The sequence below is a fragment of the Bradyrhizobium sp. LTSP885 genome (genome assembly GCF_000938305.1).
GTDB lineage: Bacteria > Pseudomonadota > Alphaproteobacteria > Rhizobiales > Xanthobacteraceae > Bradyrhizobium.
In genome coordinates this window covers 72683-85007 of record NZ_JYMT01000035.1, presented here as the reverse complement: position 1 = coordinate 85007, position 12325 = coordinate 72683, and the positions used below count along the sequence as shown (strand labels likewise).

Genomic DNA, 12325 nt, shown 5'->3' with positions numbered 1-12325 from the left:
CTTCGAAAGCTGTGGGAGGACGAATGGCGGGCAAGTTAACGCCGACGCACGAGGCGCCGTATCGGGGCCTGAAGGTGCTGGATTTCGGGCAGGGCATCGCCTCGCCCTATTGCGCGATGCTGCTCGGGGTCTATGGCGCCGATGTCATCAAGGTCGAGCCGCCGGAAGGCGACTGGTCGCGCTATCTCGGAACGACCTACGGCAATCACACGACCCTGTCGGCTGTCTATAACCGCGGCAAGCGCAGCCTGTGTCTGGACATGAAGCACAAGGACGGGATTGCGATCGCCCAGCGGCTGGCCAAAGAGGCCGATGTTCTGATTGAGGGATTCCGGCCCGGTGTCGCCGAACGGCTCGGGCTTGGTTACGACAGCCTGTCGCGCGACAATCCGGGCCTGGTCTATTTGTCCGTCAGCGGCTTCGGACAGGGCGGGCCATACTCAAAGCGGCCCGGCTCGGATTCGGTCGCGCAGGCCTTTTCCGGGCTGGTCTCGATCAATGTCGGGACCGACGGCGTCCCGCATCGGGTCGGCACCACGATCTCTGACGTGGTCACCGGCGTCTACGCCTTCCAGGCCATTGCCACGACGCTGTTCGCACGGGCGACGGTCGGCACCGGCCGCTGGATCGACGTCAATCTCTGCCAGGCGACATCGGCCCTGCTTGGCCACAAGGTCGCCGAGTTCATCCTCGAAGGCGGTACGCCGCGGGCGCTGAACGTGCCGGCCGGCACCTACCAGACGCAGGACGGCTGGATGATGGTGACGCTGGTGAACGAGCCGCAGTACAAGCGTCTGTGCGCCGCGATCGGCCGCGACGATCTCGCCAGCGATCCGCGCTTCGCCGATTTCGCCCGGCGTGCCGATTCGGCCGATGCCTTGATCACTCAGCTGCGCGAAGTCTTCCTCGCCCAGCCGACCGACGCCTGGCTGACGCGGCTGCATGCCGCCGACATCATCGCGGAACGGATACTCAATCCCGGCGAATGGCTGCGTAACGCTCATGTCGAGGCGACCAAGGCGGCCGTCCGTCAGGATACGCCCGGTGTCGGAGCGGTCTATACGCCACGCACGCCGGGGATCGCGAGCCTGTCCGAGGATCACCTCTGTCCGGCGCCGGACGTTGGACAAGACAGCCGTGGGCTCCTCTCCGAGGCCGGATTTGGTCCTGCCGAGATCGACGAACTGCTGCTGTCAGGCGCCGTGCGCCAGGCCAAGAGATAGAAAGCAGGATATCATGAGCACAGACCTTGTTCGTTACGCGGTCGCCGACCACATCGCGGAAATCACGCTGGATCGTGCCCCGGTCAACGCGCTCAGCATACCCTTGATCGACGCCCTGCTGGCGGCGCTCGCGAAAGCCCGCGACGACGGTGCGGTGCGCGCGGTCGTCATCCACAGCGCGCACAAGGTATTTTGTGCGGGCCTCGACCTCGACATCGTCAGGGGCAAGCCCGCGATCGAAGTCAAGGCATTCCTCGAGCGTCTGTACTTCGCGCTGAACGACACGCAATATCGCATGGGCAAGCCAACCATTGCGGCGATCGACGGCGCGGTTCGGGCGGGCGGCATGACGATCGCGATTTCCTGCGACATGATCATCGCGGGCGATGCCTCGACCTTCGGCTACCCCGAGATCGATGTCGGCCTGATCCCGGCGATTCATTTCGTGCAGTTACCCCGACTGGTCGGCAAGCACCAGGCATTCGGCCCATTGTTCCTCGGTGAACCCTTCGATGCCGCAACTGCCTATCGCATGGGCTTGCTCAGTGAAGTCGTGCCGAAGGGCACGGCGCTCGACCGGGCCCGCGAGATCGCGCGGAAGTTGGCGACGAAGTCGCCCATCGTGGTGAAGATCGGCCGCGATGCCTTTATGCGCGCGGTCGATGCCGATTTCCGTAGGTCGGTCGAGAACGCAGCCGAAAGCTTCGTGGTGGTCGCGTCGACGGAAGACTGTCAGGAAGGCCTCGATGCGTTCGTCGAAAAGCGGACGCCCAACTACAAGGGACGATAAATGGCTGGATTGTATTTTGAAGAGTTCGAGGTCGGGCGGGAATTTCATCACGAGTTCAGCCGGACCGTGACCGAGATGGACAACACAATGTTCAGCCTGCTGACCATGAATCCGCAGCCTTTGCATCTCGACGCGCACTTCTCTGAGAAGACCGAGTTTGGCCAGCGGCTGTTCAACAGCCTCTATACACTCGGGATCATGATCGGCATGAGCGTGTACGACACGACCTTGGGAACCACAGTCGGCAATCTCGGCATGACCGACGTCAAGTTCCCAAAGCCCGTCTTCCATGGCGATACGCTGAAGGCTCATACCAAGATCATCAGCAAGCGCGCCAGCAAGTCGCGGCCGACCCAGGGACTGGTCGAATTCGAGCACACCATGACCAATCAGCGTGGCGAGGTGGTCGCAAGCTGCCGCCGGACCGGCCTGATGCACTGCAAACCGAAGGCATAAACGATGCGATCGTTCCTGTTCGTTCCCGGCGACAGCACCCGGAAATACGAAAGCGCGAAGAAGACCGCGGCCGATGCGCTGATCCTCGACCTCGAGGATTCCATTGCGCCGGACCAGAAGGTCGTGGCGCGCGGCATCACGCGGCAAATGCTCGACCAACGAGGCCCGGCCCAGAAACTCTACATCCGCGTCAATGCGCTCGACACGGACATGACGCTCGGTGACCTGGCCGCCGTGATGTCGGGAAGGCCTGATGGCATTGTGCTGCCGAAATGTGCTGGAGCCACCGACGTCAACAAGCTCGCGCTCTATCTCGACGCCTTTGAGGCTGCCTTCGGGATCGAGCTGGGGACCACGCGGATCGTGACTGTCGCGACCGAAACGGCGCGGGCGGTGCTCAAGATCCTCGATTTCGAGAATATGAGCCCGCGACTGTGGGGCATGATGTGGGGTGCGGAGGATCTTGCAGCTTCGCTCGGCGCCACGCGCAACCGCACCGATGGCCGCTACCATTCGCCGTTCATTCTGGCCCGCGATCTCTGCCTGCTTGGCGCAACTGCCGCGGGCGTCGTGGCGATCGATACCATCGCGACCGACATCAACGATCTCGATGCGTTGAAGGCCGAGGCGATCACCGCACGCCAGGACGGGTTTCAGGCCAAGGTCGTGATCCATCCCAAGCACGTCGATATCGTCAACGCGGCGTTCATGCCGACGGATGAGGAGGTCGCGTGGGCGCAACGCGTTGTGGCCGTGTTTGCGGGCAATCCGTCCGGCGTCGCCAAGATGGACGGCAAGATGCTGGACAAGCCGCATCTTCGCGCGGCCGAGAAGATTTTGGCGGCGCGCGGACGATGATCAGTTCTCGGGCATGACCAATGCGCCATCGGCGACGAGAGAGGCAATCTCTGCCTCGGCAAGCCCGGCCTCGCGCAGGATCTCTTCACCGTGCTCGCCAAGCCGCGGCGGGTAGCTCCTGATCGACGGCGGCGTCTTGCTCCAGGTAGCGGCGGGGCCGGCGACCCGTAGCGTTCCTTCCGTCGGGTGCTCCAGCGACTGGATCAGTCCGACGGCCGCCAGATGCGGATCGTCGATCAGGCCGTCGAGGTCGTGCAGGGGCGCGTGCGGAATGTCCGCTTCCGCGAAGAAGCTCATCCATTCGGCGGTCGTGCGGGTCTTCATCATCTGCGAGAACCAGTCGTAGACGAAATCGTAGTTTCGGGTTCGCGCCGAAATGCTGTTGAGGCGCGGATCGCGGTCGGCTCCGTTGGCAAGCCCAATCTTGGCGAAGAACGCGTTCCATTGCTTGTCGGAATAAACCAGGGCGCAGATATAACCGTTGCTGGTCTGGTAGGGGCGGCGGTCGGGCGACAGCAGCCGGGAATAGCCCGGCGGTCCGATCGGCGGCTCGAAGCTGCGGCCGGCCATGTGATCGCCGAGCACGAATTGCGCCATGGTTTCGAACATCGGGATCTCGATGGCCTGGCCTTCAGCGGTCCGCTCGCGGTGAAACAGCGCCGCGAGGATGGCGTGGACCGCGTTCAGGCCGACAATGCGGTCGGCCATTGTCGCCGGCGAGTAGCGCGGCTCACCGGTGATCGTGCCCGTTAGCGCGGGCAGGGCGGTCAGCCCCTGGATCAGGTCGTCATAGGCGGGACGGCCGGCATAGGGGCCGGTTTCGCCGAAGCCGTGCAGGCTGGCGTAAATGAGCTTTGAGTTGACGGCGAGCAGGTCGTCGGCCCCGAGCTTCAACCGCGCCATCGCCGCGGGACGGACATTGTGGACGAACACGTCGGCGCTTGAGGCGAGCCGCAGCAACGCCGTGCGCCCGCCCGCCTTCTTCAGGTCCAGCACGATCGAACGCTTGTTGCGGTTGCCCTGCAGGTACATCGCGCCCATCGCCGGATGGCGCATCGGGGCCGCGTGGCGCATGACGTCGCCATCAGGGCTTTCGACCTTGATCACGTCGGCACCGTAGTCGCCGAGGATCATGGTCGCATAGGGCCCCATCATCACACTGGTAAGGTCGATGATCCTGACGCCGGCAAGCGGACCTGCCGGCGGGGATGGCGTCTCTTTGGTGGGCGTTCCGCTCAATGGGTTGCGTCCAACGCTTCGGTGAAGGCCTTGAAGACCTCGGTGCCGGGTTTGCCTCGCTTGTCGACGTCCTTCACCCAATCCAGTGCGACGGACTTGAAGGCGGTGTCGAACACGGTCTTGTCGTCGGCGCCGAAGGTGATGACCTTCATGCCCTGCGACTTGATCTTGTCGGTCGCGGCCTTCTCGCCGTCCTCGAAGCGCTTGCAAGCCTCACGCGTGGTCTGCTCGCCGGCCTCGACCAGGGCCTTGCGGACGTTCTCCGGCAGCGATTTGAATTTCGCCTCACCCATCGAATAGGTGAAGATCGCGGTGCCGAAGTTCAGCCCCTCGGTGCCGGATTTCAGGATCTTGCCGAAGTCGTAGGACGCCGAGCTCTGGTAGGAGAAGATCAGCCCGTCGAGCGTGCCGCGCGTCAAGGACTCATAGATTTCGGGAGCTGCCATCCGCACGGGCACGCCGCCGATCGAGCGCATCATCAAATCCATCGCGCCGCCAGTGGTGCGGATCTTCAGCCCTTCGAGGTCCTTTGCGGTCTTGATCTCCCGGCTGGTCGCAAGCTGGACCTGATAGGCCGGTAGCGCCAGCGTCACCAGCGGGCGAAGCTGATTGGGAGCGAATTCCTTGGTCTCCAGGACGCCGCCATTGTGCGAAATCTTGTAGAAGGCGAGCGATCCCTGGCATTCGCTGTCAAAAATACCGGGCAACTCGGCGACTGCCGTCAGCGGAAACTTGTCTGACGAGTAGGATGGGACGATGTAGGAGACGTCAGCGACGCCGAGTGCGGTGAGCTGGGCCATGTCCTTGGCCTTGCCGAGCTGCTCCGACGGGAAATGCTGGAATGTGACCTGGCCGTTGGTCAGTTTGGTGACGAGCTCCGAAAACGGTTTGCCGACGAGTTCGTGAATCACGTGGCCGGATGGCAGGCTATCGGCAAGGCGCAGCGTGATCTTCTCTTGCGCCAGACCCGACGAGGCAGACACCGCCAGCATGGCCGCGCCAACGCCGGCAGGTGTGAGCAATCGAGAATAGAGCTTCATGATGATCTCCCAGCAGATGGCCATCTCAACCGATGGCTTCTTCAGCGTCGCATATGGTTCGGCAGCCAGAGGATGATGTCCGGAAATGCCACGAAGATCGCGATCGCGAACAAGTGCGCGATGAAATGCGGGAACGTGCCGTGGAAGACTTCGCCCACGGGACGCCCGGCATAGCGCGCCACGATAAAACAGTTCAGTCCGATCGGCGGCGTGATCATGCCGACCTCCGCGGTGACGATCTTGATGACGCCGAACCAGATCGGATCGAAGCCGAGCGACTTGATCAGCGGCAGCACGATCGGAACCGTCAGCACCAGGATCGCAATCTGGTCCATGAACGAGCCCAGAACGATGTAGCCGCACAGGATCAGCGCGATGATAACCCAGCGCGAGACGTCGAGGGCGCCGACCCAGCCGACAATGCTCTGCGTGACCTGGGTGAGCGTGAAGAAGTAGCCGAAAATATGCGCGCACATGATGATCAGCACGATCATGCAGGTGCCCTGTGCCGCGTGCCGTAACGTCAGATAGAGCGACTTCATGTTGATCTTGCGCTTCCAGCAGGCGAGGCAGAAAGCACCGAACGCGCCAAAAGCCGACGCTTCCGTTGGTGTCGCGATCCCGAGATAGATGGTGCCGGTCACGATCGTGAACAGGATCACCATCGGGCTGACCTGCCACAACAGGCTGAAGCGCTCGGACCATGACACCGCCGATACCGTCGGCGCACGCGAGGGATCCAGCCATACCAGGATATAGATCGTCGACATGATGATGATAGTGACGAAGATCGCCGGGATGATGCCGCTGATCAGAAGCTTTCCGATATTCATCTCGGCAAGCAGGCCGAAGATGACAAGCGCTACCGAGGTCGGCAGCAGCATGGCGAGCGTGCCCGAGATTGCAACGACGCCGGCGGCCATTTTCGGCTCGTAGCCCTGGCGGATCATCGCGGGCAGGCTGGTCGAGGCGAGCGTTGCGGCCGATGCGGTGCTGGTGCCGCAGATCGAGCCGAAGCCGGCGCCGGCAAGGGCGGTCGCCATGCCGAGGCCGCCGGGGATGCGTCCGACCCAGGCCGCAGCCGTCTTGAACAGATCATCGGCGACACCCGACAGCAGCACGAGGTCGGCCATCAGGAGGAACATCGGGATCGTGATCAATTCATAGGAGGTGACGGCCGACAGCGGCGTCGTCTGCAGCACGCCGAGCAGGATCGGCAGGCCGCCGGTCAGATGGAGGCCGAGCCCGCCGGAGAACGCCATCGCGAACGCCACCGGCGTTCCGATCGCCAGCAGGACAAACAGCAGCGCAAGGACAAAGGCGGGAATCATTCGAAACCTCCGGCGGCCTTCTCCGAATGACCCGAGATCGCCGGCAGCGGCAGCAGGTTCTCGCCCGTCAAAAGGCTTGCGGTGTTGGCAAGGAGATGAACGGCGAGCCGCAGTGCCAAAATCCCGGCTCCGATCGGGACGAAGGCCGCGGACGCCCAGGTCGGCCAGGGAATCGCGCCGGCCATCACGTCGCCGGATACGTAATTGTCGAGCGCCCGCTGATAGCCGAGCCAGGTGATCGGAATGAAGATCGCGAGGCCGACAAGGTTGGAGATGATGACGCAGAAGCGCTGAATGATCGCCGAGAAGCGCGGTAGCAGGATATCGACGCTGATATGCCCATTCACCGCGTAAGTGCCGGACAAGGAGAGGAAGAAGGCGCCGGCCATGATGTAAAGCGAGATCAGGTCGTAAGCCCAGGAGAACGGCCGGTTGAAGACGTAACGCATCACCACATCGGAGAAGACGATGATCATGATCGCGAACATGAATGCGGCGGCGACAGCCGAGGTTACTTTCTCGATGGCGGTCAAAGCCTTCAGGCTTGCCTTGATCACGTTTGGCTCCGTCGCGTTACTTGGCGGGTACAGCGGCGACGGCCGCACTGAATTCTTTCAGGGCGTCGCTGCCATGCTTGCCGCGGGCATCGAGTCCGTCGGCCCACGCCTTGCCGACGCCCTTCGTCAAATCCGTGAGCCTGGCGACCGCATCGGGCTGCAAGGTCTCGAAGTGGACGCCTGCGGCCTCCATCGACTTCATGGTTTCGCTATCAGCTCTCTGAACCTCCTTGCAGGCAGAGGGCAGGATATCCTCGGCCGCATCGACCATCGCCTTCTGGATTTCGGGCGACAGCTTCTTCCACGCGTTCTCGCCGATCGAGTAGGCAACCACGAAGCTCGCGAAACCGAAGCCGTCGGTGGAATATTTCACGAGCTTGTCGGCACCGTAGGCGACGACGCTTTCTAGCGGAAACAGCAGTCCGTCCATCGTGCCCCGCGACAGGGACTCATACGCATCGGGCGCTGCCATGCGCACCGGCACCGCGCCGATGGCGCGCAAGGTGAGATCCTGCGCGCCGCCGGTCGAGCGGAGCTTCAATCCATTGAGATCTGCGACGTCCTTAACCGGGTGCTTCACGGTCAGGATGCGATAGGGCGGCAGGCTCACCGCGAGCAACAGGCGGATGCCGTTTGCGGTATAATCCTGCTCCGCAATCACGCCACTCCGCGCGGCCTTCCAGTACGCTAGCGTGCCTTGGCAGGAGTGATCGAACGCGCCCGGCAGCATCGCAACTTCGGAGACCGGCATCTTGTCGGACACATAGGCGGGCGCAACATAGCCGATATCGGCCACGCCGGTCTGCGTCAGCTTCAGCATGTCGGCAGCCTTGCCGAGCTGCTGAGCCGGATAATGTTCGAACGTCACCGCATTGTTGGTGCGCTTCTGGACCTGCTCCATCCAGGGCTCGAGCACGAGCTTGACGAGGTAATGGCCCTTCGGAAAGGAGTCGGCCACGCGCAGCTTGATCGGCTCCGCTGTCGCCAGGTTGACCGATGCGATGAGGAAGCCGTAACCGACCAACGCCCGCCGAACCCCGCCCATATTTCCTCTCCCGGAAATCTCTTATTGTTCCAAGTAGCTGCGCATAAACGAATTTGCGCGTCAAGCATGGCTCGGCTGAGCATGGCTGACGCGACAACCCGAAGGCGCGGGGCGCCATGCGCGTCTAACCTGTGCCTGCGAATTGACTCCGATCGGGGATCGGCGGCAAATGCCTCAAACCAATATTGCCGAGAGGAAATCACCATGGCTGACGCGCTGATCATCGATGCATGCAGGACGCCGCGAGGCATCGGCAAGGCCGGCAAGGGTGCGCTTTCGGGCATCCATCCGCAGCAACTCGGCGCCACGGTGTTGCGGGCGCTGGCTGATAGAACCGGTATCAACACGGCCGATGTCGACGACATCATCTGGGGCACTAGCTCGCAGCGCGGTCCGCAGAGCGGCGACCTCGGGCGGATGTCGGCGCTCGATGCCGGCTATGACGTGCGCGCCAGCGGCGTCACGCTCGATCGCTTCTGCGGCTCCGGCATCACCAGCGTCAACATGGCCGCCAACGCCATCATGGCGGGCTCCGAGGACCTCGTGATCGCCGGCGGCACGGAAATGATGTCGATGGAAGGCCGCCGCGGCGAAGGGCCGTTCATGATGGACAACGGAAATCTTCGTCTGCGCGCCCGCCATCCGCAGTCGCATCAGGGCGTCTGTGCCGACGCGGTGGCGACGCTGGAGGGGATTAGCCGGCAGGACGTCGATGAACTCGGCCTTGAAAGCCAGAAGCGTGCGGCGGCGGCGATCAAGGGCGGCCATTTCGACAAGAGCCTGGTTTCGGTTCATCGCGAGGACGGTTCGCTGGCGCTCGAGCGAGAGGAGTATCCGCGGCCGCAGACGACCCTGGAAGGTCTCGCGGCGCTGAAGGCGGCATTCCCCGCCATTGCCGACTACGCGCTCGATGATAAGGGCACGACTTACCGTAAGCTGATCCTGGAGAAATATCCGGAGCTCGACATCAATTTTGTCCACCACGCGGGAAACTCCTCGGGCGTGGTCGATGGCTCCGCTGCGATCCTGCTGGCGTCACCGGACTATGCCCGCAAGCACGGTTTGAAGCCACGCGCCCGCGTGGTCGCGATGGCCAATATGGGTGACTCGCCGACGCTGATGCTGAACGCGCCGGTGCCGGCCGCGCGCAAGGTGCTGGCCAAGGCCGGGCTCACGCTCGACGACATCGACCTGTTCGAGATCAACGAGGCGTTTGCGGTGGTCGCCGAGAAGTTCATCCGCGACCTCAAGCTCGATCGCGACAAGGTCAACGTCAATGGCGGCTCGATCGCGCTCGGTCATCCGATCGGTGCGACCGGGTCGATCCTGATCGGAACGGTGCTGGACGAGCTGGAGCGGCGCGACCTCAAACGTGGCCTGGTCACGATGTGTGCCGCAGGCGGCATGGCGCCGGCCATCATCATCGAGCGGGTCTAAGCCCGATCAGACAGCGGGAAACTGCAGCTCGAAGGCGACGCCTCTGTCGGGCGGCAGAAGTCCGATAGAGCCACCGTGGGTCACCATGACGGCTTGTGCGATCGCAAGCCCCATTCCGGTGCCGCCGGTATCGCGGCGGGTGGTGAAGAAGGCGTCGAAGATCTTGTCGCTGTTAGCGTCGGAGATCGGATCGCCGTCGTTGCTTACCGTGATCCTGATGGTGGCGGCTTCATCAGTCGCTTCGATCTGGAGCGACCTCGCGTTGTGACGGATGGCGTTGTCGACGAGGTGCGCCAGCACGATCACGGCTTTTTCGCCGGACATGCCGATCGAGCGCTCGAGGCAACCGCTGGCAGTGATGATCCGGGTCGGAAAGCGGCTCTTCAGGCCTTCGATGACGGTGGAGAGTTGGGTCTGCTCGTTCTGCGGGGCACTTTCCGCGCGGGCCAGTTCGCGCAGCCGGTGACTCATCGCATCTAATCGCTCGGCGTCGCCGAGGATATTGGAGACAAAATTCTTCTGCTCCGTCCGCGTCAACGTATCCGACTTGCTCTGAAGCGAATCCAGTAACAGCTCGGCGGCACCCTTGATCGACGTCAGCGGAGATTTCAATTCGTGTGTCAAATGCGCGGAGAAGCTGGCGATGTAGTCGGAACGGCGCAACATTTGACGGGCCATGTCGAGGAAGCTGTCGGAGAGCTGGGCGAACTCGCGTGTGCCGTAGTGTTGCAGCGGCTGAAACGCGTTGCGATCGCCGCGGCCGATACGCACGGCGCGATCGACCAGTTCGCGCATCGGCCGCGTAATGGTACGTGAGAACACCAGTCCGATCGCGATCGTCGCCAGCATCACGGCCAATCCGGCGAGCAAGAACTTGCCGCGTTCCTGATAGAGATGCTCGAAGATATTGCTGGGCGTCCGCGACGTGTAGATCACGCCGGCGACACGGTCGCTGACGATGACAGGCATCGCCGAGAAAACGTGAACGCCGACGCCGCGGCTGATCGAATAGATCGGTGGCGGGGGCTTGTCGGGTACGCGGATGCGTAGCGCCGCGCTATACTCGCCGCGCAGTGCTGTCGCCACCTCCTCGATATGAGCGAGCGATTGTCCGACCTCCTGACGTCCTGCGATGACCACGCCTTGCGGGTCCAAAATCCGGAAGCCTGCAAGCGTAACTTTCTGGGTCTCGCGGATGATCGGCGTCAACCGGGCGCCGATCTCGATGTAGGCCTGATCCGCCGGGTTGGCCGCAGGCAGGGCATCGGGCCGCCGTCGCAGCAGGTCGTTGCCGGCGAGATCGAGCGCAGGCCGGATCGGTGTCACCTGGTCACCCGGATCAGGGAGGGCCTCCGGTGGGACCGCCGCGCCGAGCGGGATCCCATTGGCCAGGCGCGCCTTCACTTCTTCAGCGTAGATTGCAGCGAGCACGCGGCTTTGCGCGATCAGCTCTGCCTGGGTCTGGTGAATGAGCTGGTTGTCGTAGAGGCGAAAGAAGAACAGCCCTAGTAGTGGTAGGGTCGCGACCAGGGCGAGCACAGTGAAGATGACGAGACTGAGCGACGGTCGCCACTTCTGGCGGGCGCGGAAGGATGTCATGCCTGTGGCTCGCACCGGCCGAGCTTGAACCCGACGCCGTGAACGGTCTCGATGATATTGTCGCACTTCACGGCAGCAAGCTTGGCTCTGATATTCCGGATATGGCTGTCGATGGTGCGGTCGGAGACCTGGATGTTGAGCTGATAGGCGGCGCTCATGATCTGCTCGCGGCTGAAGACTGACGCCGGCCGGGTCAGGAAGGCCCGCAGGATTCCAAACTCGATCGCAGTCAGGTGGAGCGGCGTGCCGGCGAATGCCGCGACGTGCTGTTCGGGATCGACCGAGAGGTGTCCTTTGGACAGCGCGGCGGTCTCTGTCGTACTCGCGCGCGGTGTCAGGCGCCGCAGAATGACATTGACCCGCGCGACGAGCTCACGCGGGCTGAACGGCTTGGTCACGTAGTCGTCGCCACCGATCTCGAGCCCGAGCACGCGGTCGATTTCTTCGTCGCGGGCCGAGAGGAACAGGATCGGCACGTCGGACGATTTGCGGATCTCGCGACAGACGTCGAGGCCATCGAATTCCGGCATGCCGATATCGAGGACGATCAAGTCTGGACGGTCCGTGGCGAACCGGACCAACGCCTCCTTGCCGTCACGTGCCTCGGCCACGGTCATTCCTGCCTTCTTCAGGGCGACGCGGATCACCTCCCTTATATGCAGGTCGTCGTCGACGATAAGGATGCGGTGGGTCACAAGTCCTCTCCGAAACTGATGCCGCCGCTATCCAGCGGCTGCGCCACGAGGCCAT

At 63.0% G+C, this 12325-nt stretch carries 12 protein-coding genes; 5 read left to right on the top strand and 7 right to left on the bottom strand.

What is annotated here, in order from left to right:
• Positions 1-23 precede the first annotated feature (23 nt).
• Genes UP09_RS21895 through UP09_RS21880 form a run of 4 tightly spaced genes read left to right on the top strand, consistent with a single transcriptional unit; the run spans position 24 to position 3327 of the window.
• The gene (locus tag UP09_RS21895) at positions 24-1223 is read left to right on the top strand and encodes a CaiB/BaiF CoA transferase family protein (RefSeq protein WP_044540353.1); all 1200 of its coding nucleotides are present in this window, start codon (positions 24-26) and stop codon (positions 1221-1223) included.
• Positions 1224-1236: 13 nt separating this feature from the next.
• Positions 1237-2013: an enoyl-CoA hydratase/isomerase family protein gene (locus UP09_RS21890; protein WP_044540352.1), complete on the top strand. Its 777-nt coding sequence runs from the start codon at positions 1237-1239 to the stop codon at positions 2011-2013.
• The gene (locus tag UP09_RS21885; RefSeq protein WP_044540351.1) at positions 2014-2469 is read left to right on the top strand and encodes a MaoC family dehydratase; all 456 of its coding nucleotides are present in this window, start codon (positions 2014-2016) and stop codon (positions 2467-2469) included.
• Between the two features lie 3 nt (positions 2470-2472).
• Complete coding sequence (locus UP09_RS21880; RefSeq protein ID WP_044540350.1) at positions 2473-3327, top strand: HpcH/HpaI aldolase/citrate lyase family protein; 855 nt, start codon at positions 2473-2475, stop codon at positions 3325-3327.
• On the opposite strand, the gene UP09_RS21875 is transcribed toward UP09_RS21880, so the two are convergent.
• The 5 genes from UP09_RS21875 to UP09_RS21855 are packed head-to-tail and all read right to left on the bottom strand — an operon-like array spanning position 3328 to position 8539.
• Complete coding sequence (locus tag UP09_RS21875; RefSeq protein WP_082070230.1) at positions 3328-4566, bottom strand: CaiB/BaiF CoA transferase family protein; 1239 nt, start codon at positions 4564-4566, stop codon at positions 3328-3330.
• A complete protein-coding gene (locus tag UP09_RS21870; protein ID WP_052833180.1) occupies positions 4563-5606 on the bottom strand; it encodes a TRAP transporter substrate-binding protein in 1044 nt (347 codons plus the stop codon). Before UP09_RS21870 ends, UP09_RS21875 begins: the two co-directional genes overlap by 4 nt.
• 41 nt (positions 5607-5647) lie before the next feature.
• Positions 5648-6937 carry a TRAP transporter large permease gene (locus tag UP09_RS21865; protein ID WP_044540348.1) on the bottom strand — a complete coding sequence of 430 codons (1290 nt, stop codon included), beginning with the start codon at positions 6935-6937 and terminating at the stop codon, positions 5648-5650.
• Entirely contained in the window at positions 6934-7494 is a 561-nt protein-coding gene (locus tag UP09_RS21860) for a TRAP transporter small permease (protein WP_156164717.1), read from the bottom strand. Before UP09_RS21860 ends, UP09_RS21865 begins: the two co-directional genes overlap by 4 nt.
• 16 nt (positions 7495-7510) lie before the next feature.
• Positions 7511-8539 (bottom strand): TRAP transporter substrate-binding protein, encoded by a 1029-nt coding sequence (locus tag UP09_RS21855; protein WP_044540347.1) that lies wholly within the window; start codon positions 8537-8539, stop codon positions 7511-7513.
• Between the two features lie 204 nt (positions 8540-8743).
• Here UP09_RS21855 and UP09_RS21850 point away from each other — a divergent pair, with 204 nt between their 5' ends.
• Positions 8744-9976 carry an acetyl-CoA C-acetyltransferase gene (locus UP09_RS21850; RefSeq protein WP_044540346.1) on the top strand — a complete coding sequence of 411 codons (1233 nt, stop codon included), beginning with the start codon at positions 8744-8746 and terminating at the stop codon, positions 9974-9976.
• A gap of 6 nt (positions 9977-9982) precedes the next feature.
• On the opposite strand, the gene UP09_RS21845 is transcribed toward UP09_RS21850, so the two are convergent.
• Both UP09_RS21845 and UP09_RS21840 read right to left on the bottom strand, forming a co-directional pair.
• Positions 9983-11575, bottom strand: a complete 1593-nt coding sequence (locus UP09_RS21845) for an ATP-binding protein (protein WP_044540345.1) — start codon at positions 11573-11575, stop codon at positions 9983-9985.
• The gene (locus UP09_RS21840; RefSeq protein WP_044540344.1) at positions 11572-12270 is read right to left on the bottom strand and encodes a response regulator transcription factor; all 699 of its coding nucleotides are present in this window, start codon (positions 12268-12270) and stop codon (positions 11572-11574) included. The genes UP09_RS21845 and UP09_RS21840 overlap by 4 nt, the downstream gene beginning before the upstream one ends.
• Between the last annotated feature and the right edge of the window lie 55 nt (positions 12271-12325).

What these genes read in the sequence shown, in the direction of transcription:
- UP09_RS21895 (WP_044540353.1), top strand. Translation starts at nt 24, where the DNA reads ATGGCGGGCAAGTTAACGCCGACGCACGAGGCGCCGTATCGGGGCCTG.
- UP09_RS21845 (WP_044540345.1), bottom strand. Translation starts at nt 11,575, where the DNA reads ATGACATCCTTCCGCGCCCGCCAGAAGTGGCGACCGTCGCTCAGTCTC.
- UP09_RS21880 (WP_044540350.1), top strand. Translation starts at nt 2,473, where the DNA reads ATGCGATCGTTCCTGTTCGTTCCCGGCGACAGCACCCGGAAATACGAA.
- UP09_RS21850 (WP_044540346.1), top strand. Translation starts at nt 8,744, where the DNA reads ATGGCTGACGCGCTGATCATCGATGCATGCAGGACGCCGCGAGGCATC.
- UP09_RS21870 (WP_052833180.1), bottom strand. Translation starts at nt 5,606, where the DNA reads ATGAAGCTCTATTCTCGATTGCTCACACCTGCCGGCGTTGGCGCGGCC.
- UP09_RS21865 (WP_044540348.1), bottom strand. Translation starts at nt 6,937, where the DNA reads ATGATTCCCGCCTTTGTCCTTGCGCTGCTGTTTGTCCTGCTGGCGATC.
- UP09_RS21885 (WP_044540351.1), top strand. Translation starts at nt 2,014, where the DNA reads ATGGCTGGATTGTATTTTGAAGAGTTCGAGGTCGGGCGGGAATTTCAT.
- UP09_RS21855 (WP_044540347.1), bottom strand. Translation starts at nt 8,539, where the DNA reads ATGGGCGGGGTTCGGCGGGCGTTGGTCGGTTACGGCTTCCTCATCGCA.
- UP09_RS21890 (WP_044540352.1), top strand. Translation starts at nt 1,237, where the DNA reads ATGAGCACAGACCTTGTTCGTTACGCGGTCGCCGACCACATCGCGGAA.